This window comes from Leifsonia sp. GW821-FHT13C05 (genome assembly GCF_058806515.1).
In genome coordinates this window covers 242,691-264,434 of the sequence record NZ_JBXAPT010000001.1, presented here as the reverse complement: position 1 = coordinate 264,434, position 21,744 = coordinate 242,691, and the positions used below count along the sequence as shown (strand labels likewise).

Genomic DNA, 21,744 nt, shown 5'->3' with positions numbered 1-21,744 from the left:
CGGACGACACGCCGTCGGGAACTCCGCTCGTGCGGAAAGAAGCGGCCCTCGGCGGCACCTTTTCCGCTTGAACGGAGACGGGGGCGGTCAGGCGGTGGGGGCCGGGCGGTCGGGCTGGCCGTAGAAGGAGCGCTCGAAGACGGCTCGGGCTCGGCGGGTGACGGCGAGGTAGTCCTCTTCGAGGCGGCTGGCGGAGCCGGGTGGGTATTCCATCAGGCGGGCGACGCCGTCGAGGGCGACGCGGTCGGAGGGGAGGACGTCGGCCGTCTTGTTGGTCCAGAGGGTCATCGCGGAGCGGGCGCGGGAGGCGAAGACCCAGGCGTCGCGGAGTTTGGCGGCGTCGTCGGTCGAGACGTAGCCGGTCTCTGCGGCGACGCGGAGGGCATCCAGGGTCGACGTGGTCTGCAGGTCGGGGACGGCGGCCGCGTGCTGCAGCTGGATGAGCTGCACGAACCACTCGACGTCGCTGAGGGAGCCGCGGCCGAGCTTGAGGTGGCGAGCCGGGTCCGCGCCCTGCGGGAGGCGCTCGCTCTCGACGCGCGCCTTGATCCGCTTGACCTCGCGGACCGCCTGCTCGGCGATCGACGCCGGGTAGCGCACCTCGTCGGCGACGGTCTCGAAGTCGTCGAGCAGGGCCGCATCCCCCGCCACCCCGCGGGCGCGCAGCAGCGCCTGGGCCTCCCAGGTGAGCGACCAGCGCTGGTAGTAGGCGCGGTACGACTCGAGCGAGCGCACCGGGGTGCCGTTCTTGCCCTCGGGGCGCAGGCCCATGTCCAGGTCGAGTGGGAGGACGTTGTCCTCGGTGAGTCTGCCGAGCTCCGAGACGACCTGCAGGGCGGCGCGGTGGGCGGCCTCCTGGTCGTCGCCGAGCGGACGGAACACGTACATCACGTCGGCGTCCGAGCCGAAGCCGAGCTCGCGGCCGCCGAAGCGGCCCATCCCGATCACGGCGAACTCGAACAGGTCGCGGTCGTCGCGGTTGTCGCGGATCGCCTCCAGCACCCCGGCGATCACGTTCTCGGTGACGGCCGTGAGGCCCTGCGCAAGCTCCTCGATGGTGCTGAAACCCAGGATGCCCGAGAACGCCAGCCGCAGCACCTCGCGGCGGCGGGCGGCCCGCAGCGCAGACGCCGCGGACTCCGCCGACGAGTGCCTGCCGAGGATCGCCCGCGTCTCCTCGCGCAGCAGCGCGGCCGAGCGGGGGCGCAGGTCGTCCTCCGACTCCAGCCAGGCCACCGACTCCGGGATGCGCCCGAGCAGCTCCCCCGCGAACCGGGAGCCAGACAGCACCCGCGTCAGACGCTCGGCCGCCCCTGTGGAGTCGCGGAGCATCCGGAGATACCAGTGGGTGGAGCCGAGGTCTTCGCTCAGCCGACGGAAGGTGAGGAGGCCGTAGTCGGGGTCGGCGCCGTCGGCGAACCACTGCAGCATCACCGGCAGCAGGTGGCGCTGGATGGTGGCGCGCCTGGACACTCCGCCGGTGAGCGCACCGATGTGGGCGAGCGCGCCGCGCGGGTCGCGGAAGCCGATGGCGGCGAGGCGCGCCTCCGCCTGCTCGCTGGTGAGCCCGGCCGCGCCGGTGAGCTTGGTGTCCTCGCTCGACGTGGAGGCGACCGCGCTCAGCAGCGGCCGGTAGAACAACCGCTCGTGCAGCCCGCGCACCCGGTGCTTGATCGCGTTCCAGCGCTCGAACAGCTGCTCGGCGCCCGGGGCGAGCCCGGTCGCGCGGGCGAGGACGCGCTGGTCTCCCTCGTCGCGCGGCATCAGGTGCGTGCGGGAGAGGTGCCGCAGTTGCAGCCGGTGCTCCATCAGGCGCAGGGTGCGGTAGTCGCGGGAGAAGTCCGAGGACTCCTCCCGGCCGATGTAGCCCTGCGCTGCGAGGGCGGCCAGGGCGGAGAGCGTGTCGCGCTGGCGCACCTGGTCGTCGGTCCTGCCGTGCACGAGCTGCAACAGCTGCACCGTGAACTCCACGTCGCGCAGACCGCCTGGGCCGAGCTTCAGCTGGTAGTGCACCTCGTCGTCCGGGATGTTGTCGGTGACGCGTTCGCGCATCCGCTGCACGGACTCGACGAAGTTCTCCCGGGACGCACTGCTCCACACCTTCGGGGCGATGGCGGCGACGTACCGCTCCCCCAGGTCCAGGTCGCCGGCGAGCGGGCGCGCCTTGAGCAGCGCCTGGAACTCCCAGCCCTTGGCCCACCTGTCGTAGTAGGCGATGTGCGATTCGAGGGTGCGCACGAGCGCGCCGTCCTTGCCCTCGGGGCGCAGGTTCGGGTCGACCTCCCAGAGGCCGGGTTCGATCGCCGGATCGTGGATGCCGCGCATGGTCAGCATCGAGAGGCGGGTGGCGATGTCGACGGCGCGGCCGGAGCTGACCCCGGCCTCCTCGTCGCCCTCCGCCACGTAGATCACGTCCACGTCGCTGACGTAGTTGAGCTCGCGGGCGCCGGCCTTGCCCATGCCGATGACGGCGAGCCGCGTGGCCCGCACCTCCGCCTCGGGGAACCGTCCAGGGCCCGTGCCGCTGACCTGCCGCCGGGCGATGGCGAGGGATGCTTCGAGCGCGGCCGCGGCGAGGTCGGAGATCGCGGCCGCAACGGCATCGAACCCGTCGACCGGGTCGTCCTGCTCCAGGTCGAAGCTCGCCAGCTGCACCAGCCTGCGGCGATACCGGATGCGCAGCGCCGTCCAGGCCGCCTCCTCCGTCACCGAGGCGAACCCGTCGACCGCGCCGACCGCATCCAGGAGGTCGTCGCGCAGCTCGGCGGCGGACGGGAGACGCTCGACCCGCTCGGTCAGCGCATCCAGCTGGTCCGGCTGGCGCAGGAAGAACTCGGCGATCCCCTCCGACGCGCCGATCACCCGCAGGATGCGCTGGGCCGCGTCCTGCCGGCGCAGGTACGGGGCGACGCGGTCCGGTGCGCGGCGCACCAGGGCGAGCGTGCAGCCGAGCGCCGTGTCAGGGTCGGCCGCGACCGCGAACGCGGGAAGCGCATCCTCGACCGGCACGCCGGTGAGCGCCGTCAGCTCGTCGAGCTGCGCCCGCACCGAGCTCAGACCGACGAACCCCGACCGCGCGAGCGTGGTCAGTGAGAGCTGGTCGCGCGGCACGGCGCCTAAAGGATCTCGAGGTTGGTGCGCAGCTCGTACGGGGTGACCTGCGCGCGGTACGCCGACCACTCCTGCCGCTTGTTCAGCAGCACGTAGTTGAACACCTGCTCGCCCAGGGTCTCGGCCACCAGCTCGGAGTCCTCCATCAGCGAGATGGCGTGGTCGAGGCTGGCGGGGAGCTGGTTGTAGCCGAGCGCGCGGCGCTCCGCGTCGCTGAGCGCCCAGACGTTGTTCTCGGCCTCCGGCGGCAGTTCGTACTGCTCCTCGATGCCCTTGAGGCCGGCGGCCAGCATGAGCGAGAACGAGAGGTACGGGTTGGCCGCGGAGTCGATGGCGCGGTACTCGACACGCGAGCTCTGGCCCTTGTTGGGCTTGTAGAGCGGCACGCGGACCAGCGCAGACCGGTTGTTGTGACCCCAGCAGACGAAGCTCGGCGCCTCGTCGCCGCCCCAGAGGCGCTTGTACGAGTTGACGAACTGGTTGGTCACCGCGGTGATCTCCGGCGCGTGGCGGAGCAGACCGGCGATGAAGTGGCGGCCGACCGTGGACAGCTGGTACTCGGCGCCCGCCTCGAAGAACGCGTTGGTGTCGCCCTCGAACAGCGACATGTGGGTGTGCATCCCGGAGCCGGGGTGGCCGGAGAGCGGCTTGGGCATGAAGGTGGCGTAGACGCCCTGCTCGATGGCGACCTCTTTGACGACCGTGCGGAACGTCATGATGTTGTCCGCTGTGGTGAGGGCGTCCGCGTAGCGCAGGTCGATCTCGTTCTGGCCTGGACCGGCCTCGTGGTGGCTGAACTCGACCGAGATGCCGAGGTCTTCGAGCATCCTGACCGAGCGGCGGCGGAAGTCGTGCGCCGTGCCGCCCGGCACGTTGTCGAAGTAGCCGGCGGAGTCGACGGGCTCCGGCCCGTTCTCGTCGAACGCCGACGACTTGAGCAGGTAGAACTCGATCTCCGGATGCGTGTAGAACGTGAACCCGCGGTCCGCCGCCTTCTCGAGCGTGCGCTTCAGGACGTTGCGCGGGTCGGACACCGACGGCTGGCCGTCCGGCGTCGTGATGTCGCAGAACATCCTGGCGGTCGGGTCGATCTCGCCGCGCCACGGGAGGATCTGGAACGTGGTGGGGTCCGGCAGCGCCAGCAGGTCGGACTCGTATGCGCGGGTCAGTCCCTCGATGGCGGAGCCGTCGAAGCCGAGGCCCTCGGTGAAGGCACCCTCCACCTCGGCGGGGGCGATGGCGACGGACTTGAGTGTGCCGACGACATCGGTGAACCACAGCCTCACGAACTTGACGCCACGCTCCTCGATCGTGCGAAGAACGAAGTCGCGCTGCTTGTCCATCCTGCCCCTTTCGTCAGCCTTCCCAGACTAGTGGTTTCCGCACCCGGATTCAGGCGAGGAACGCACCCCAATCGGTGGTCCTGGCGCGTCATTAGACTGAGGCCATGTCTGACATGTCCCCCATGCCGTCCACCCACCCGACGACGTCGTCGATGCAGTCGCTGAAGAGGGTGCGGACGCGCCACTTCCAGATCGCGAAGGAGGAGGGGACGAAGTTCACCGGCCTGACCAGTTACGACCAGCTGACGGCGCAGATCTTCGACGCGGCCGGAATCGACTTCCTCCTGGTCGGAGACTCGGCGGGGAACAACGTGCTCGGCTACGAGACGACGCTTCCGGTGACCGTGGACGAGCTCATCCCGCTCACCCGCGCGGTGGCCGGAGCCGTCAAGCGCGCGTTCGTGGTGGCCGACATGCCGTTCGGCTCCTACGAGACCGGTCCGCTCGAAGCGCTGCACACGGCCGTGCGGTTCATGAAGGAGACCGGGGCGCACGCGGTGAAGCTCGAAGGCGGCGTGCGCAGTGCAGAGCAGATCCGCCGGATCGTGGATGCGGGCATCCCGGTCATGGCACACATCGGCTTCACGCCGCAGAGCGAGCACGGGCTCGGCGGTCACATCATCCAGGGCCGTGGCGATGGCGCGGAGCAGCTGCTCGCCGACGCGCACGCCGTGGAAGAGGCCGGCGCGTTCGCCGTCGTCATGGAGATGGTGCCCGCTGCCGTGGCCGCGCGCGTCACCGCCGAGCTGCGCATCCCGACCATCGGCGTCGGCGCGGGCCCGGACGTGGACGGTCAGCTGCTGGTGTGGACCGACTGGGCCGGTTTCACCACCGGTCGCATTCCGAAGTTCGTGAAGCAGTACGCGGATCTGCAGGGCGTGCTGACGCAGGCGGCGACGGCGTACAAGGCGGACGTGCAGAACGGCACGTTCCCCGCCGAGGAGCACAGCTTCTAGAGGCTCAGCGGCCTTCCGCCGCGTCTTCCTCTGCCCACTTGGCGCTGTTCTCGCGCAGCTTCTCGAGGGCGTGCTCCGCCTCGGCGTGCGTGTCGAACGGGCCGACCCGGTCGGGAGCAGGAGACAGGAAGCCCTGCTCGACCTGGCCGGTCTTCATGTTGTACCAGAACTTGTGTTCAGCATCCTGGCTGATGCCGTGGTCATTCTCGCCGGTCATAAGCTTGATCCTATGCCCAAGGATTCCGCCGGTCACCTCATTCCCGGACGCGTCACCCCCGAGCGCCGCGTGCCGTCCGGCATCGCCAGGCCCGAGTACGTCGGCAAGAAGGCCCCGGCCCCGTACACCGGCTCCGACGTCTACACGCCTCGCGAGATCGAGCTGATCCGCGAGTCCGGCAGGATCGCCGCGCAGGCCATCGCCCTGGTCGGCGAGAACGTGCGCCCGGGCGTCACCACCGAGGAGCTGGATGTGATCGGGCACGACTTCCTGATCGCCAACGGCGCATACCCGTCGACCCTCGGATACCGCGGCTTCCCGAAGTCGATCTGCAGCTCGGTCAACGAAGTCATCTGCCACGGGATCCCGGACGACACCGTGATCGAGGACGGCGACATCGTCAACATCGACATCACGGCGTACAAGAACGGCTTCCACGGCGACAGCAACCAGACCTTCATCGTCGGCACGGCCACCGAGGAGGTCGCCCTCCTGGTCGAGCGCACCAGGGAGGCCCTGAACCGCGGGATCAAGGCGGTCGCCCCCGGCAGGCAGGTCAACGTGATCGGCCGGGCCATCGAGTCGTACGCGAAGCGGTTCGGCTACGGCGTGGTGCGCGACTTCACCGGTCACGGCGTCGGGGCGGCGTTCCACTCCGGGCTGATCATCCCGCACTACGACTCCGCTCCGCTGCACGACGACGTGATGGAGGTGGGCATGGTCTTCACCATCGAGCCGATGCTCACCCTCGGAACCCACGAGTGGGACATGTGGGAGGACGACTGGACCGTCGTCACCCGCGACAGGAGCATGACCGCCCAGTTCGAGCACACGCTCGTGGTCACCGAACGCGGCGCAGAGGTGCTCACCCTCCGTTGAGCGCGCGCCGCGCATCCCGGTACGGGTAGATTCGTGCCATGAGTTCGAAGAACCAGGCAATCGGAATCGACATCGGGGGAACCGGGATCAAGGGAGGTCTCGTCGACCTCGACACCGGAGAACTCATCAGCGACAGGGTCAAGCTGCCCACGCCGGAGGGCGGCAAGCCGGACGACATCGTCGAGACCACCAAGGAAATCGTCGACCGCCTCGCAGCGGAAGACCCGGATGCGGCCGTCGGCGTCTGCTTCCCGGCCATCGTCAGCCACGGGGTCACCCTCTCCGCGGCGAACGTGTCGAAGAAGTGGATCGACCTCCGCGCGGAGGACCTGTTCGAGAAGGCGCTCGCGCGCGACATCCACTTCGTCAACGACGCGGACGCCGCCGGATACGCCGAGTCCCAGTTCGGCGCGGCGAAGGGCAAGAAGGGGCTCGTCATCATGACGACGCTCGGCACCGGCATCGGCTCAGCGCTCATCTACGACGGCGTGCTCATCCCGAACGCCGAGCTCGGCCACCTGGAGATCGACGGCCACGATGCGGAGTCGAAGGCGGCGTACTCGGCGAAGGAGCGCGAGGACCTCAGCTGGGAGAAGTGGGCGAAGCGCCTGCAGACCTACTACTCGACGCTGGAGTTCCTGTTCACGCCGGACCTGTTCATCGTCGGCGGCGGCGTCTCCAAGAACTACCAGGAGTTCCTGCCGCTGCTCGACCTGAAGACCGAGATCGTCCCCGCGGTGCACCGCAACAACGCCGGCATCCTCGGCGCCGCGGCACTCGCGGTTCGTTAGGACGCCGTATACGTTCACCCGGCCGGCGTTAGGGATGCGTTAGGACGCGCATCCCGCGCCCCGCCAGGGTGTGGACTCTCCTCGGTCGCGTCGGATGGCGCGACATCCTGATGGATGGAGAGAGTCGTGCTGGACGTCGTCTACCTCCTCGGAATCGTCGTGCTCGCGCTTGTCGTCGGGCTCGTCGGCCGGGGGGTCGAGAAGCTGTGATCGTCTTCGATGTGATCAGTGCCCTGCTCGCGGTCGCCGCGATCGCGTACCTGGTCGTCGCCCTGGTGAAGCCGGAGCGCTTCTAGTGGTGGTGTGGCTGTTCGTCGCCCAGCTGGCGACGCTCGCGCTCATCCTCGCCATCGCGTACCGCCCCCTCGGCGACTACCTGGCCCGGGTGTTCACCTCGCAGAAGGACCTCCGCGTCGAACGCGGCGTGTACCGGATGATCGGGGTCGACCCGGCGTCGGAGCAGTCCTGGCCTGCCTACCTGCGCGGCGTGCTCGCGTTCTCGGTGGTCGGCATCCTGATCGTGTACGGGCTGCAGCGGCTGCAGGAGTTCCTGCCGTACGCGCTCGGCCTGCCCGCCGTGCCGGAGGGGCTCGCGTTCAACACCGCGATCTCGTTCGTCACCAACACCAACTGGCAGTCGTACTCGCCAGAGGCGACGGTGGGATACACCGTGCAGCTCGCCGGGCTCGCGGTGCAGAACTTCGTGTCCGCCGCCGTCGGCATCGCCGTCGCGGTCGCCCTGGTGCGCGGGTTCGCGCGCCGGTCGAGCGGCACCATCGGCAACTTCTGGGTCGACCTGCTGCGCGCGACCGTTCGCGTGCTGCTGCCCCTCTCGGTGATCGCGGCCGTCGTGCTGATCGCCGGGGGCACCATCCAGAACGTCGCCGGATTCCACGACGTGACGACGCTGACGGGAGCGACCCAGAGCATCCCGGGCGGACCGGTGGCGTCGCAGGAGGCGATCAAGCTGCTCGGCACGAACGGCGGCGGCTTCTTCAACGCGAACTCCGCGCATCCGTTCGAGAACCCGACCGCGTGGACGAACCTGGTCGAGATCGTGCTGATGCTGCTCATCCCGTTCTCGCTCCCCCGCGCGTTCGGCACGATGGTCGGCGACCGCCGTCAGGGCTACGCGATCCTCGCGACGATGGGCGTGCTGTTCCTCGGCTCGCTCGCCGCGATGACGGCCTTCGAGCTGTCGAGCGGGTCGATGGAGGGCAAGGAACAGGCGTTCGGCACCCTCGGCTCGACGCTGTTCACCACGACGAGCACGCTCACCTCGACCGGCGCGGTGAACTCGATGCTGGACAGTTACAGTCCGCTCGGCGGCATGATGGCGATGATCAACATGATGCTCGGCGAGGTCGCCCCCGGCGGCGTCGGCGCCGGACTGTACGGGATGCTCGTGATCGCCGTGATCGCGGTGTTCATCGCCGGGCTGATGGTCGGCCGCACCCCCGAATACCTGGGCAAGAAGCTCGGGCCGCGGGAGATCAAGCTGGCGAGCCTGTACATCCTGACCACCCCGACGCTCGTGCTCGTCGGCACCGGCCTCAGCTTCGCCATCCCCGCGATCAGGGCCGACGTGGAGAAGACCTCGATCTTCAACCCCGGCCTGCACGGCTTCAGCGAGGTGCTCTACGCGTTCACCTCCGCCGCGAACAACAACGGCTCGGCGTTCGCGGGTCTTACCGCGAACACACCGTGGCTGAACGCGGCGCTCGGCACGGCGATGTTCCTCGGGCGTTTCCTCCCGATCGTGTTCGTCCTGGCTCTGGCGGGCTCGCTCGCCGGGCAGGCGAAGATCCCGGCGACAGCCGGCACCCTCCCCACCCACCGGCCGCAGTTCGTCGGCCTGCTGGTCGGGACCGTGCTGCTCGTGTCCGCCCTCACCTATTTCCCCGTACTCGCGCTGGGTCCCCTGGCGGAAGGGCTGCAGTAGACCATGACCACCATCACCTCACAGCGGCAGACGGCCCGCGCGTTCTCGTTCGCGCAACTCGTCGCGGCGCTCCCCGGAGCGCTCCGCAAACTCGACCCGCGCTCGATGTGGCGCAACCCCGTCATGTTCATCGTGGAGGTCGGCGCTGCGCTGACCACCGTGCTCGCCATCGCTCAGCCGTTCCTCGGCGGTGCGGACAGCGCGGGCCACAGCGCAGGACAGCAAAACCTCGCGTTCACCTGGGGTATCGCCGTCTGGCTCTGGCTCACCGTGATCTTCGCCAACCTCGCCGAGGCGGTCGCGGAGGGGCGGGGCAAGGCGCAGGCCGCGAGCCTGCGGGCCACCCGGTCGACCACCGTCGCCAACCGGGTCACCGGTTACGACGAGACGGCAGACCCGGATGCGCTCAGCGCCACGGTCGAGCAGGTCGCGTCGAGCGAGCTCCGGCTGGGCGACCTCGTGGTCGTCACGGCCGGCGAGCTCATCCCCGGAGACGGAGACATCGTCCGCGGCATCGCGTCGGTGGACGAGTCGGCCATCACCGGCGAGTCCGCACCCGTCGTCCGCGAGTCCGGCGGGGACCGGAGCGCGGTCACCGGAGGCACACGCGTGCTCTCCGACCGCATTCTGGTGCGGATCACCAGCAAGCCGGGCGAGACGTTCGTCGACAGGATGATCCGCCTGGTCGAGGGCGCCTCCCGGCAGAAGACGCCGAACGAGATCGCGCTGAACATCCTGCTCGCGAGCCTGTCGATCATCTTCGTGGTGGTCGTGCTCACGCTGGCGCCGGCCGCCGGATACTCGGATGCCGCCCCGACCGTTCCCGTGCTGATCGCCCTGCTGGTCTGCCTCATCCCGACCACCATCGGCGCGCTCATCTCGGCCATCGGCATCGCCGGCATGGACAGGCTGGTGCAGAGGAACGTGCTGGCGATGTCCGGCCGTGCCGTCGAAGCCGCTGGCGACGTGACGACGCTGCTGCTCGACAAGACCGGAACCATCACCTACGGCAACCGCCGCGCGGCCGAGTTCACGCCGGTCGGCGGGGCGGACAGCATGGAGCTGATCCGTGCCGCCGCGCTCTCGTCGCTGAGCGACCCGACCCCCGAGGGTGTCTCCGTGGTGGCCCTCGCCGGGCAGCTGGGCTACAGCCACCAGGGCGACCTGCGCGGCGACATCGTCCCGTTCACCGCCCAGACCAGGATGAGCGGCCTCGACCTCCCGGATGGCACCAGCGTGCGGAAGGGCGCGGCGAGCGCCGTCGTCTCCTGGGTGCGGGAGTCCTCCTCCGCTGCGCCCGGCGCCCTCCGCGACCTCGACGCCGCCGTGGAGCGCATCTCCTCCGTCGGCGGAACGCCGCTGGCGGTGGCGACCAGGGATGCGAGCGGCGTCGCGACCCTGCTCGGCGTGATCTACCTGAAGGACGTCGTGAAGGACGGCCTGGCCGAGCGCTTCGCCGACCTGCGCAGGATGGGCATCCGGACCGTGATGGTCACCGGGGACAACCCGCTGACGGCGAAGGCCATCGCCGCGGAGGCCGGGGTCGACGACTTCCTCGCCGAGGCGAAGCCGGAGGACAAGCTGGCGCTGATCCGGCGGGAGCAGGAGGGCGGCAACCTCGTCGCGATGACCGGCGACGGCACGAACGACGCGCCCGCCCTCGCGCAGGCCGACGTCGGCGTCGCGATGAACACCGGAACGTCGGCGGCGAAGGAGGCGGGCAACATGGTCGACCTCGACTCCGACCCGACCAAGCTGATCGACATCGTCCGGATCGGCAAGCAGCTCCTCATCACCCGCGGCGCCCTGACCACGTTCTCCATCGCGAACGACGTGGCCAAGTACTTCGCGATCATCCCGGCGATGTTCGTCGGGGCGTTCCCCGGGCTCGCTGCGCTCAACATCATGGGGCTGCACTCCCCCGCGTCCGCGATCCTCTCGGCCGTGATCTTCAACGCCATCGTGATCGTGCTGCTCATCCCGCTCGCCCTGCGCGGCGTGACGTACCGGCCGTCGAAAGCGTCGGCGCTGCTCGGCCGCAACCTGCTGATCTACGGTCTCGGCGGCATCGTCGCCCCGTTCATCGGCATCAAACTGATCGACCTGCTGGTCGCGCTGATCCCCGGTTTCTAAGGCCGGATCCAGGAAGAGAGAACGACAACCATGAACGGAATGCGTGGCGCGTGGCGCCACTACTGGGTCGCCATCCGGGCGATGATCGTGCTGACCGTCGCACTCGGGATCGTCTACCCGCTGGTGCTGACCGGCATCGGCCAGGTCGCCTTCCCCGCGCAGGCGAACGGCTCGCTGATCTCGGAGAACGGCACGACGGTCGGCTCCGCGCTGATCGGGCAAGGCTTCACCGACAAGAAGGGCAACGCGCTCGCGGAGTGGTTCCAGTCTCGGCCGTCCGCCGCGGGCGACGGCTACGACGGGGCGGCGTCCTCGGGCAGCAACCTCGGCCCGAACAACCCCGACCTGCTGAAAGCGGTGAAGGAGCGCACCGCCGCCGTCGCGAAGGACGACGGGATCGCCGTCGCCGACGTGCCGATCGACGCGGTGACCGCATCCGGATCCGGGCTCGACCCGCACATCTCGCCCGCGTACGCGCTCGACCAGGTGCAGCGGGTGGCGCACGCCCGCGGGCTCTCCGTTGCAGCGGTCCGCGCGCTCGTCGAGTCTAAGATTCAGGGACGGGACCTCGGCTATCTGGGCGAGCCCACCGTGAACGTGCTCCAGCTGAACATCGCACTGGCGAAGATGGACGAGTAGAAGAAATGCCACGTGGCCACCTGCGGGTGATGCTCGGCGCCGCGCCGGGCGTCGGCAAGACGTACGCGATGCTCGAAGAGGGCAAGCGGCTGCTGGCGCTCGGCAAGGACGTGGTGGTCGCCGTCGTCGAGACCCACGGCCGCGCGGCGACGGCCGGCATGCTCGACGGCCTGGAGGTCGTTCCGCGCCGCACCGTCGAGCACCGCGGCGTCGAGCTGACCGAGCTCGACCTGGATGCGGTCATCGCGCGCGCCCCGCAGCTCGCGCTGGTCGACGAGCTCGCCCACACCAACGCGCCCGGCTCGGAGCACGAGAAGCGCTGGCAGGACGTGGATGCCCTGCTCGCCGCGGGTATCGACGTGATGTCGACCGTGAACATCCAGCACATCGAGTCGCTGAACGACGTGGTGGAGCAGATCACCGGCGCCCAGCAGCGGGAGACGATCCCGGATGCCGTGCTCCGCCGCGCCGACCAGATCGAGGTGGTCGACCTGGCGCCGCAGGCGCTGCGCGACCGGCTCGCCGACGGCGAGGTCTATCCGGCCGCCCGCATCGACGCTGCGCTCTCCAACTACTTCCGGCTCGGCAACCTCACCGCACTCCGGGAGCTGGCGCTGCTCTGGCTGGCCGACGAGGTCGACAGCGCGCTGCAGCAGTACCGGGCCGAGCACGGCATCGCGGGCACCTGGGAGGCCAGGGAGCGCGTGGTGGTCGCGCTCACCGGTGGTCCGGAGGGCGACACCCTGCTGCGCCGCGGTGCCAGGATCGCCGCTCGGTCGGCGGGCGGCGAACTGCTGGCCGTGCACGTGACCAGCCAGGACGGCCTCCGCGAGGCCACTCCCGGAGCGCTCGCGGCGCAGCGGGCACTGGTCGAGCAGCTGGGCGGCAGCTACCACCAGGTGGTCGGCAGCGACATCCCGCGCGCGCTGGTCGAGTTCGCGCGTGGAGAGAACGCGACGCAGCTGGTCATCGGCGTCAGCCGCCGCAGCAGACTCGCCGCGCTGCTGACCGGTCCGGGGATCGGGTCGACCGTGATCAGGGAATCCGGCGACATCGACGTGCACATCGTGTCGCACGCGCGGGCCGGCGGCCGGTTCTCGCTGCCGCGCATCCGGGGCGGCCTCACCGCTCGGCGGCAGGTCTACGGGTTCGCGCTCGCCCTCGTCGGCGGTCCGCTGCTGACCTGGCTGCTCACCAGCATGCGTTCGTCGGACTCGATGACGAGCGACGTGCTCGCGTATCAGCTGCTGGTGGTGATCGTCGCGCTCGTCGGCGGCATCTGGCCCGCGCTGTTCGCCGCCCTGCTGTCCGGGATCACCCTCGACTTCTTCTTCGTGGCACCGCTCTACACGATCACCATCAGCGAGCCGCTGCACCTGCTTGCGCTGGTGCTCTACCTGGTGATCGCCGCGCTCGTCAGCCTGGTGGTCGACCAGGCCGCCCGCAGGAGCAGGGCGGCGAAGCGCGCGGCGGCGGAGGCCGAACTGCTCGCGACCGTGGCCGGCGGGGTCATCCGCGGGGAGAACGCGCTGCAGGCGCTGGTCACCCGCACCAGGGAGGCGTTCGGGCTCTCCGGGGTGCACCTGCTCGACGGCGAGGACGTCGTCTCCACCGATGGGGAGCCGTCCGACGACGAGCACACCCAGAGCATCCCGGTCGGCACCCGCGGAACCCTCGAACTCTCCGGGCGGACACTCGAAGCGGGCGACAGGCGGCTGCTCGCCGCGATCGTCGCCCAGCTCGACGCCGCCCTGGAGCACCGCGACCTGCAGGCGACGGCCAGCGAACTCGGCCCGCTCGCCCAGGCGGACCGGGTGCGCAGCGCCCTGCTCGCCGCCGTCGGTCACGATCTCCGTCGCCCCCTCGCCGCGGCGACGGCCGCCGTCACCACCCTCCGGCAGACCGACATCACCCTCGCAGGAGCCGACAGGGATGCGCTGCTCGAGACCGCGGAGGACAGCCTCGGCAACCTGGCCCAGCTCGTCACCAACCTGCTCGACGTGAGCCGGGTGCAGGCGGGTGTGCTGGCGGTCTCGCTCGCGCCGACCGACATCGACGACGTCGTGCCCGCCGCGCTCGACGAGCTGGGCGTCGGACCCGCCGACGTGGAGTTGGACCTGCCGGACACCCTGCCGCCGGTCGCCGCCGACGGCGTGCTGCTGCAGCGCGTGCTCGTCAACCTGCTCGGCAACGCCATCCGGTTCAGCCCGGCCGACACGCGCCCGGTGATCGCGGCCAGCGAGTTCGGCGGGCGCGTGCAGGTGCGCGTGATCGACCACGGGCCCGGCATCCCCGGCGAGCGCCGCGACGCCGTGTTCGTGCCGTTCCAGCGGCTCGGGGACACCGACAACGACACCGGCATCGGGCTGGGCCTCGCGCTCTCCAAGGGCTTCGTGGAGGGGATGGACGGAACGCTCGAGGTGGAGGACACCCCGGGCGGCGGTTTGACGATGGTGGTGGCGCTTCCCGTCGCGTCCACCGTGCAGCACGGAGGAGAGCCAGCGTGAGAATCCTGATCGCCGACGACGACCAGCAGATCCTCCGGGCGCTGCGCATCCTGCTGACCGCGCGCGGCTACGAGGTCAGCGTGGCCACGAACGGGGCGGAGGCGCTCAGCCAGGCCGTCGAACACCACCCGGACCTATTGATGCTCGACCTCGGGATGCCGGAGCTCAACGGCATCGAAGTGATCCAGGGGCTGCGCGGCTGGACATCCGTGCCCATCCTCGTGGTCTCCGGCCGCACGGACTCGGCCGACAAAGTGGATGCGCTGGACGCCGGTGCAGACGACTACGTCACCAAGCCGTTCGCCGCCGACGAGCTGCTCGCGCGCATCCGGGCGCTGACCAGGCGGCAGACCCCGTCGACGGACGAGCCGGTCGTCACCTTCGGCGACATCGCCGTCGACCTGGCCGCCCGGCAGGTGACCAGGCGCACCGGCGGCGCGGAGGAGCCCGTGCGGCTGACCCCGACGGAGTGGGCGATCCTCGACGTGCTCGTGCGCAACCCGAGGAGGCTCGTGACCCGGCAGGCGCTGCTGACGCAGGTCTGGGGGCCGCAGTACACGAGCGACACCGGCTACCTGCGGCTCTACCTGGCGCAGCTGCGCAAGAAGCTGGAACCCGAGCCTGCGCACCCGCGGTATCTGCTGACCGAGCCGGGGATGGGCTACCGGTTCGTGCCGGACCCGGACTGACCCGGCCGGTTCAGGTCGAGCTTCGCCACGGTGGTCGCCGGGTCGGTGTCGTCCACCCGGTCGACGATCAGCGCATCCGGTGTGCACTGCCACAGCATCTGCACCGCGCGCACCCCGGCGACAGTGGTGAGCAGGGCGAGTCCCAGCGTCACCGCGAACGCGGCCACCCAGTAGACGAGGTTGCCGACGGCGCTCTGGAACATGTCGGCGCGGGCGGCGAACTCGAACGAGTCGACGGGAGGCGTCACGAACGACGGCATGGTGAAGAAGAACCAGACGCAGAACCAGTAGCCGATCGCGACGAGCACGATCACGAGCGCCGTGAGGGCACTCGCCGTCTCGGCGATCCGTCTGGTGTTCGGCTGCTTCGCTGTCACCCTGCCTCGATCCGTCCCCTCGAGTATTCCGGTTGGGCATCCCGGTGGAGGAATGGGCCGGCTGTTACGCCGGGTTCTGTCCTGGTGCGAAAGCACCGTGGACGGCCATCTATCTCGGGACGACGTTACCGCCGCCCTCTAGCGGTCTACCCGGAAACTCGGCGAGCAGCCTCAACGTTTCCTGTCTGACCTTGCTCCGGGCGAGGTTTACCGAGCCGACCGGGTCACCCCGGTCGCTGGTGGGCTCTTACCCCACCGTTTCACCCTTACCGCGGAAGCGACCCGAAGGTCGCATCCCGTGGCGGTCTGTTCTCTGTGGCACTGTCTCGCGGGTTGCCCCGGGTGGGTGTTACCCACCGCCCTGCTCTGTGGAGCCCGGACGTTCCTCGGCGGCCTGCCGAAGCAGACCGACGCGACCGTCTTGCCGGCCCATTCGCCTCCAGACTATCGCAGCGGCTAGAGCCCGGACTCCTCGTTCCTGATCAGGATGGCGCCGCTGTCCGGGCAGAGCACGACGTCGTCGTCCGCCGCGCGGCGGATCACGGACAGGTCGGATTCGGTGAGCTTCACGTTGCTGCCCATCGAGACGCCGCGCACGAGCAGGGCCGCTCCGATGCCGTAGCGGGCGCGCTGCTTCTCGTAGAGCTCGACCAGGTCGGCGGGGATGCCGGACACGATCGCTTCCCTGTCCTTCGCGAGGGCCGTGCGCTGCGCATCCACCTTCGCCAGCTCGTCGGCCTTGGCCGCCTCCAGCGCCTGCACTCCGCCGTCGAGCTCCGCGCGCTCCGCCTCGACGGCGGCGAGCGCCGCCTCCTGCTCCTCGACGCGCTCCATCACCGTGAGCTCGATCTCCTCGAGGTCGTCGCGGCGCTTGCCGAGCGCGGTCAGTTCGGCTTCGAGCGCCTGCACGTCCTTGGTGGAGGAGGTCTGCTGCAGGCGACCGCTGTCGCGTTCCATGCGCGCCTCGACAACGGCGACATCGGATTCGACGCGCTTCAGTTCTGCGCGGGAGTCCTCGAGTTCGCCCGTGCGAGCGATCCAGCGGGTGCGGAGCGCATCCACGTCGGGCTGCAGCGCTGCGAGCTCGGCGAGCTGCGGGAGGTTCTTGGCGACGTGGTTGAGCTGGTTCAGGCGGGTGTCCGCCGTCTGGAGGCGAAGGAGCTCGTTCTGGTCGGTGGGGCTGGCTTTCACGGTTGTCCGCTCTCTGTGGATGGCTGGTGTGTTCGTGGGGGCGCGATCACTGGAGGATCGCGAAGTCCCACGGGTCTGTTCGCAGGTCGCTGACCTCGACGACGACGCCGGGCAGCTCCCGCCTGAGCTGCTCGGCCGCCGTGTCGAGCCACAGCCACTCGCTCGCCCAGTGGGAGACGTCGAGAAGGGCAGGCCCTCCGCCGATGGCCGCCTGCTCGCGCGCCTCGGACGCCGGGTGGTGGCGGAGGTCGGCGGTGATGTAGACGTCGGCGGCGCGCACAGCGTCCGTGCCGAGCAGCGAGTCTCCTGCTCCTCCGCAGACGGCGACGGTGCTGACCGGCTGCTGGTAGTCGCCCGCCGCCCGGATGCCGCCCGCTGTGGCGGGCAGGATCTCGGCGAGGCGCCGGGCGAGCGTGCCGAGCGTCGTCGGCTCCGCGAGCGTCCCGATCCTGCCGATGCCGGTGTCGCCCGCTCCCCCGGCCGACGGCGCGATCGGCGTCGTGGCGGTGAGCCCGAGCAGCGAAGCGAGCACAGCGGAGGTGCCGTCGGCGACGACGTCGGCGTTGGTGTGCGCCGCGATCAGGGCGCAGTCCGCCTTGATCAGTCGTGCGAGGATCGCGCCCTTGTATCTGTCCTCCGCCACGCTCGTCACGCCGCGCAGCAGCAGAGGGTGGTGGGTGAGCAGCAGGTCCGCTCCCCCGTCGACGGCCTCCTCGACGGTCGCGGAGACCGCGTCGACGGCGAGCAGGATACGCTCGATGGGCGCTGCCGGATCTCCGGCGACGAGACCGGGCGCATCCCATGCCTCTGCTCCGGAGAGCGGCCAGAGCCGCTCGACGGTCTCGCGGACGGAAGCAAGCGTATGGGGCACGGGATAGAGCCTACTTGCCGAGGGACAGCGCCGCGGTGTCGATGGAGTCTTCCTGCTGGCGGAGCGCAGGCACACCCGCGACGATCGGGGTCAGCAGGCCGATGCCGAGCGCGACCACGACGCCGATGTCCGTCGTGCCGAGGTCGCTGCCCGGTGCCACGCCGAGCAGCCGGAACAGGTAGCCCTCCCAGCGCAGCCACGGCAGGTCGGACGAGATCAGGCCGAGGCCGATCACCGTGGCGGCGGCGAGCATCCCGAGGTTGGTCCAGCGCCAGTCCGGGTATGCTCCGCCGGCGTGCAGCAGGGACGGCTGGTGGAAGCGCCGGGTGCGCAGCATCATCTCCACGACGAACAGCCCGGCCCACGCGGCCACGGGCACGGCGAGCGTCGTCGGCAGACTCCGGACGACGCTGGACAGGTCGCTCACGGTCGCGGCGAGCACGAACCCGGCGAGCGCGATGGCGCCGCCGACGGCGACCGTGCTCCATCTCCTGCCCAGGCGAGCGCCCAGCGCCTCCAGGGTGAACCCGCCGGAGTAGATGTTCAGCACGAGCCCCGAGATCAGGCCGAGGCCGACGGCGAGCAGCAGCGGCACGGGATACCAGCCCGGGAGGCCGAGCCGGGAGAACGCGCTCACCGGGTTGCTCGCGAAGTCCTCGGCGAGCGCCCTGTTCGACGCGGCGAGCAGGCCGCCGTACGAGATGAGGACGAACGGCGGGAGGGCGGCCCCGAAGGTGGCCCAGAGCATCCCCGTCGCACCCGACGAGGTCGGCCGCTGGTAGCGGGCGACGTCGGCGCTGCTGTTCGCCCAGGCGAGCCCGAGGTAGCTGAAGACGAGCACGGCGCCGGTGATGACCCTCAGCCAGATCGCGTCGGGCGCGGCGAGCGCGGTCGGCAGGTCGACGAAGCGCCAGGTGACGGCCACCATCACGACGATGAGCACACCGGATGCGATGGTCAGCACCAGCTGCACGCGCGCGACGAGCGCGTAGCCGAAGTATGCGACCGCGAGCGCCGCGCCGATCGTCACCACGATGCCCGCGGTGGTCGGCAGCACGGGGTCGGCCGCCCAGCCCTCCGCGGTGAACAGCGTGCCGGCAGACGCTCCGGCCAGCCACAGCAGCACGGCGCCCCAGAACAGCCTGGTGAGCAGCGCGAGGGCTGCCGGCACCACGTTCCCGCGCAGGCCGAACGTCGCCCGGGACACCACCATCGTCGGCTGCCCGCTCCACTTCCCGGCGAGCGTGCCGAGTCCGAGCGGCAGGAACGACAGCGCCACCCCGACCAGCGTGGCGACCAGCATCTGCCGCAGGCTGAGGCCCAGGGTGAAGAGGGTCGCACCGACGCCGACGCTGATCAGCGACGACGTCGCCGCGAACCACAGCCAGAAGAGCCGGGATGCGCGCCCCACCCGCCGCTCCACCGGCGTCGGCCGCAGGTCGGCGTCCTCCACCTCGAACGGAGGGGCGGACACGGGTTCGTCGCCGAACAGGATGCGCTCGCCCGTCGCCACCCGCGCGCTCGCCACCGGAGCCGCGAGCGATCCGGTGGGCAGGCGCACGTCGTCGGCGTCGTCCACCAGGTCGTCGTCGATGGCGTCGCCGACCGGGCCTGCGACGCCGAGGTCGTGGGCGGCGATGGCGCCGGTGCCGACGAGCGGGAGCGGCACGGAGTCCAGGCTCAGCGCATCCGGATGCTCGACCGGCAGCGGGGCGAGCGGCACGACGGGCACGGGCTCCGAGTCCCGCGGCGCGAGTTCGAGAGGCACGAGATCGAGCGGCTCCGGCCTCCGCTGCTCGGCGGGCGGAATCCGCGCGGACGGTGCGATCCACGCACTGAAGGTCGGCTGGGCGCCGGGCTCGACACGCGGAGTGGGGAGGTCGTCGAAACTGATGAGCTGGGTGGGGAGGCCGTCGGTGTCCGACAGCTCTTCGGCGTCGGGGTCAGCGGCGGCGTCCGCGTCGTCAGCATCAGGCGGGTACTGGATCGGGATCGCAGCGGTCGCACGGGCCACCAGCACGCTCTCCAGGTGCTCGATCGCTGCGAGGGTGTCGTGTGCAGCCAGGTCGTGGCCGACGAGCTCCTTCACCTCGTCGTCGGTGAGGGAGCCGGGGTCCGGTTCGACCTCGTCGCCTTCCATGACGAAAGCCTAGCGATGTGACAGGTCCACACGCCGGTTCGGGGCTACGATCTACTCGATGAGCGAGACGATCGAGACACCGTACGAAGACCTGCTGCGCGACGTGCTCGCGAACGGCGCCCAGAAGTCCGATCGCACGGGCACGGGAACGCGCAGCGTGTTCGGCCGCCAGCTGCGATTCGACCTCGCGGACGGCTTCCCGCTGATCACCACCAAGCGGGTGCACTTCAAGTCGATCGCCTACGAACTGCTCTGGTTCCTCCGCGGCGACAGCAACGTGGGCTGGCTGCGCGAGAACGGCGTCACCATCTGGGACGAGTGGGCAGACGAGCAGGGCGAGCTCGGACCGGTCTACGGCGTGCAGTGGCGATCCTGGCCGGCCCCCGACGGCAGCCACATCGACCAGATCAGCCAGGTGATCGACACCCTCCGCAGCGACCCGGACTCCCGCCGCATCATCGTGTCCGCCTGGAACGTCGCGGACATCCCGCAGATGGCGCTCGCGCCCTGTCACGCCTTCTTCCAGTTCTACGTCGCGGACGGCAAGCTCTCCTGCCAGCTCTACCAGCGCAGCGCAGACATGTTCCTCGGCGTGCCGTTCAACATCGCCAGCTACGCGCTGCTCACGATGATGGTCGCCCAGCAGGTCGGCCTGGAGCCCGGAGAGTTCGTCTGGACGGGCGGTGACGTCCACATCTACGACAACCACGTCGCCCAAGTGGAGGAGCAGCTGTCCCGCGACCCGTACCCCGCACCGACGCTGCGGTTCGCCAGGAAGCCGGAGAGCATCTTCGACTACCGCTACGAGGACTTCGTGATCGAGGACTACCAGCACCACCCGGCCATCCGGGCGCTGGTCGCCGTATGACGGTCGCGCTCATCTGGGCCGAGGCGCACGACCGCGTGATCGGCTCCGGCGGCGCCATGCCCTGGCACCTGCCGGAAGACCTGAAGCACTTCCGCGCCCTCACCGGCGACGACACCGTCGTGATGGGCAGGCGCACCTGGGAGTCGCTGCCGGAACGGTTCCGTCCGCTCCCCGGCCGCACGAACATCGTGGTCACCCGTCAGGCCGACTGGTCGTCGCCCGGCGCCGTCGTCGCGCACAGCATCGACGAGGCGCTGGCCGCCTCCCCCAATGCGACCACCTGGGTGATCGGCGGCTCCGAGCTGTTCGCGCTCACCGCGCAGACCGCAGACCGCATCGAGGTCACCGAGATCGACATCGCCGTCGACGGGGACACCTGGGCGCCGGAACTCGATCCGACCGGCTGGACCGTCGAGCGGGAGGACTGGCTGACAGCGGCGAACGGGATGCGCTACCGCTTCGTCCACTGGATCAGGTGAGCCCGGCCACCAGATTCACGGTCGTCGCCAGGATCACGGAGCCGAACAGGTACGACAGCAGCGTGTGCCGCAGGATGGCACGCCGGATGTGCGGGTTGCCGATGTTGGTGTCGCTCACCTGAAACGTCATCCCGAGGGTGAACGAGAGATAGGCGAAGTCGCTGTACCGGGGCGGCGCCTCCTGGTTGAAGTCGATGCCGCCGACCGGGTTGTGGTAATACATCCGGGCGTACCGGAGCGTGTAGATGGTGTGCACCAGGGTCCAGGACAGCCCGACGGAGGCGATCGCGAGGAGCGCGAGCCAGGCCTGCGGGGCGCCGTGCACCTGCCGGGCGGCCACCAGCACGAAGACGATGGCGACGACGCCGGCCAGGCTGGCGATCAGCAGCAGCAGGTCGGAGGTCCTGGTGCCCGGATCCTCCCTGGTCGCGTGGCTGCGCGTCTTGTCCGCGTCCATCCGCCAGACGATGGCCCACACCCAGACGATGTAGACCACGCAGGCGGCTGCCCATCCGGTGATCGCCGCGAACGGCCATGCTCCGAGCACCCCGGTGATCATCGCCACGATGAAACCGACCAGGAACGCCGCGCTCATCCGCAGCCTCGAACGG

19 protein-coding genes and 1 other RNA gene are annotated in these 21,744 nt (G+C 70.1%); 11 read left to right on the top strand and 9 right to left on the bottom strand.

Annotation, left to right across the window (positions count from 1 at the left end; genetic code table 11):
* Positions 1-87 precede the first annotated feature (87 nt).
* Both AC1ROC_RS01240 and glnA read right to left on the bottom strand, forming a co-directional pair.
* Positions 88-3,111 (bottom strand): bifunctional [glutamine synthetase] adenylyltransferase/[glutamine synthetase]-adenylyl-L-tyrosine phosphorylase, encoded by a 3,024-nt coding sequence (locus AC1ROC_RS01240; protein WP_492997589.1) that lies wholly within the window; start codon positions 3,109-3,111, stop codon positions 88-90.
* Positions 3,112-3,116: 5 nt separating this feature from the next.
* On the bottom strand, positions 3,117-4,454 hold the full coding sequence (gene glnA, locus AC1ROC_RS01235; RefSeq protein WP_085367867.1) for a type I glutamate--ammonia ligase: 1,338 nt from the start codon (positions 4,452-4,454) through the stop codon (positions 3,117-3,119).
* A 104-nt stretch (positions 4,455-4,558) separates the two neighbouring features.
* Here glnA and panB point away from each other — a divergent pair, with 104 nt between their 5' ends.
* Complete coding sequence (gene panB / locus AC1ROC_RS01230; RefSeq protein WP_085367869.1) at positions 4,559-5,410, top strand: 3-methyl-2-oxobutanoate hydroxymethyltransferase; 852 nt, start codon at positions 4,559-4,561, stop codon at positions 5,408-5,410.
* A gap of 4 nt (positions 5,411-5,414) precedes the next feature.
* Here the strand turns inward: panB and AC1ROC_RS01225 are convergent, their stop codons facing one another.
* On the bottom strand, positions 5,415-5,627 hold the full coding sequence (locus AC1ROC_RS01225) for an SPOR domain-containing protein (protein ID WP_085367872.1): 213 nt from the start codon (positions 5,625-5,627) through the stop codon (positions 5,415-5,417).
* Between the two features lie 12 nt (positions 5,628-5,639).
* Between AC1ROC_RS01225 and map the strand changes: the two genes are divergently transcribed.
* From map to AC1ROC_RS01185, 8 genes are all read left to right on the top strand, one after another.
* Complete coding sequence (map, locus tag AC1ROC_RS01220) at positions 5,640-6,506, top strand: type I methionyl aminopeptidase (RefSeq protein WP_492997585.1); 867 nt, start codon at positions 5,640-5,642, stop codon at positions 6,504-6,506.
* Positions 6,507-6,544: 38 nt separating this feature from the next.
* Positions 6,545-7,297, top strand: a complete 753-nt coding sequence (ppgK, locus tag AC1ROC_RS01215; RefSeq protein ID WP_085367876.1) for a polyphosphate--glucose phosphotransferase — start codon at positions 6,545-6,547, stop codon at positions 7,295-7,297.
* A gap of 206 nt (positions 7,298-7,503) precedes the next feature.
* Positions 7,504-7,593, top strand: a complete 90-nt coding sequence (gene kdpF, locus AC1ROC_RS01210; RefSeq protein WP_247597084.1) for a K(+)-transporting ATPase subunit F — start codon at positions 7,504-7,506, stop codon at positions 7,591-7,593.
* A gap of 2 nt (positions 7,594-7,595) precedes the next feature.
* Positions 7,596-9,239: a potassium-transporting ATPase subunit KdpA gene (gene kdpA, locus AC1ROC_RS01205; protein ID WP_492998897.1), complete on the top strand. Its 1,644-nt coding sequence runs from the start codon at positions 7,596-7,598 to the stop codon at positions 9,237-9,239.
* 3 nt (positions 9,240-9,242) lie between these two features.
* Entirely contained in the window at positions 9,243-11,372 is a 2,130-nt protein-coding gene (gene kdpB, locus AC1ROC_RS01200; RefSeq protein ID WP_492997581.1) for a potassium-transporting ATPase subunit KdpB, read from the top strand.
* A 30-nt stretch (positions 11,373-11,402) separates the two neighbouring features.
* Positions 11,403-12,011 carry a potassium-transporting ATPase subunit KdpC gene (gene kdpC / locus AC1ROC_RS01195; protein WP_085367882.1) on the top strand — a complete coding sequence of 203 codons (609 nt, stop codon included), beginning with the start codon at positions 11,403-11,405 and terminating at the stop codon, positions 12,009-12,011.
* A 5-nt stretch (positions 12,012-12,016) separates the two neighbouring features.
* Positions 12,017-14,518, top strand: coding sequence for a DUF4118 domain-containing protein (locus AC1ROC_RS01190; RefSeq protein WP_492997579.1), 2,502 nt, complete (start codon positions 12,017-12,019; stop codon positions 14,516-14,518).
* On the top strand, positions 14,515-15,207 hold the full coding sequence (locus tag AC1ROC_RS01185; protein ID WP_492997577.1) for a response regulator: 693 nt from the start codon (positions 14,515-14,517) through the stop codon (positions 15,205-15,207). The genes AC1ROC_RS01190 and AC1ROC_RS01185 overlap by 4 nt, the downstream gene beginning before the upstream one ends.
* Here the strand turns inward: AC1ROC_RS01185 and AC1ROC_RS01180 are convergent.
* From AC1ROC_RS01180 to AC1ROC_RS01160, 5 genes are all read right to left on the bottom strand, one after another.
* Positions 15,180-15,584 (bottom strand): hypothetical protein, encoded by a 405-nt coding sequence (locus AC1ROC_RS01180; protein ID WP_085367887.1) that lies wholly within the window; start codon positions 15,582-15,584, stop codon positions 15,180-15,182. The two genes, AC1ROC_RS01185 and AC1ROC_RS01180, sit on opposite strands and share 28 nt — an antisense overlap.
* Before the next feature lie 49 nt (positions 15,585-15,633).
* Positions 15,634-16,016, bottom strand: an RNA gene (rnpB, locus tag AC1ROC_RS01175) — RNase P RNA component class A.
* Positions 16,017-16,040: 24 nt separating this feature from the next.
* On the bottom strand, positions 16,041-16,775 hold the full coding sequence (locus AC1ROC_RS01170) for a zinc ribbon domain-containing protein (protein WP_492997575.1): 735 nt from the start codon (positions 16,773-16,775) through the stop codon (positions 16,041-16,043).
* Positions 16,776-16,821: 46 nt separating this feature from the next.
* Positions 16,822-17,646, bottom strand: a complete 825-nt coding sequence (locus AC1ROC_RS01165) for a Nif3-like dinuclear metal center hexameric protein (protein WP_492997573.1) — start codon at positions 17,644-17,646, stop codon at positions 16,822-16,824.
* Positions 17,647-17,656: 10 nt separating this feature from the next.
* Positions 17,657-19,786 (bottom strand): purine-cytosine permease family protein, encoded by a 2,130-nt coding sequence (locus AC1ROC_RS01160; RefSeq protein ID WP_492997571.1) that lies wholly within the window; start codon positions 19,784-19,786, stop codon positions 17,657-17,659.
* Positions 19,787-19,844: 58 nt separating this feature from the next.
* Here AC1ROC_RS01160 and AC1ROC_RS01155 point away from each other — a divergent pair, with 58 nt between their 5' ends.
* A complete protein-coding gene (locus tag AC1ROC_RS01155; RefSeq protein ID WP_085367895.1) occupies positions 19,845-20,654 on the top strand; it encodes a thymidylate synthase in 810 nt (269 codons plus the stop codon).
* Entirely contained in the window at positions 20,651-21,133 is a 483-nt protein-coding gene (locus AC1ROC_RS01150) for a dihydrofolate reductase (protein WP_085367897.1), read from the top strand. Before AC1ROC_RS01155 ends, AC1ROC_RS01150 begins: the two co-directional genes overlap by 4 nt.
* Here the strand turns inward: AC1ROC_RS01150 and AC1ROC_RS01145 are convergent.
* Positions 21,126-21,728, bottom strand: coding sequence for a DUF1345 domain-containing protein (locus AC1ROC_RS01145; RefSeq protein WP_085367898.1), 603 nt, complete (start codon positions 21,726-21,728; stop codon positions 21,126-21,128). The two genes, AC1ROC_RS01150 and AC1ROC_RS01145, sit on opposite strands and share 8 nt — an antisense overlap.
* Between the last annotated feature and the right edge of the window lie 16 nt (positions 21,729-21,744).

Bases quoted from the DNA above. Each gene is read 5' to 3' on its own strand.
- glnA (WP_085367867.1), bottom strand. From the start codon at position 4,454: ATGGACAAGCAGCGCGACTTCGTTCTTCGCACGATCGAGGAGCGTGGC.
- panB (WP_085367869.1), top strand. From the start codon at position 4,559: ATGTCTGACATGTCCCCCATGCCGTCCACCCACCCGACGACGTCGTCG.
- AC1ROC_RS01225 (WP_085367872.1), bottom strand. From the start codon at position 5,627: ATGACCGGCGAGAATGACCACGGCATCAGCCAGGATGCTGAACACAAG.
- map (WP_492997585.1), top strand. From the start codon at position 5,640: ATGCCCAAGGATTCCGCCGGTCACCTCATTCCCGGACGCGTCACCCCC.
- ppgK (WP_085367876.1), top strand. From the start codon at position 6,545: ATGAGTTCGAAGAACCAGGCAATCGGAATCGACATCGGGGGAACCGGG.
- kdpB (WP_492997581.1), top strand. From the start codon at position 9,243: ATGACCACCATCACCTCACAGCGGCAGACGGCCCGCGCGTTCTCGTTC.
- kdpC (WP_085367882.1), top strand. From the start codon at position 11,403: ATGAACGGAATGCGTGGCGCGTGGCGCCACTACTGGGTCGCCATCCGG.
- AC1ROC_RS01190 (WP_492997579.1), top strand. From the start codon at position 12,017: ATGCCACGTGGCCACCTGCGGGTGATGCTCGGCGCCGCGCCGGGCGTC.
- AC1ROC_RS01160 (WP_492997571.1), bottom strand. From the start codon at position 19,786: ATGGAAGGCGACGAGGTCGAACCGGACCCCGGCTCCCTCACCGACGAC.
- AC1ROC_RS01155 (WP_085367895.1), top strand. From the start codon at position 19,845: ATGAGCGAGACGATCGAGACACCGTACGAAGACCTGCTGCGCGACGTG.
- AC1ROC_RS01150 (WP_085367897.1), top strand. From the start codon at position 20,651: ATGACGGTCGCGCTCATCTGGGCCGAGGCGCACGACCGCGTGATCGGC.
- AC1ROC_RS01145 (WP_085367898.1), bottom strand. From the start codon at position 21,728: ATGAGCGCGGCGTTCCTGGTCGGTTTCATCGTGGCGATGATCACCGGG.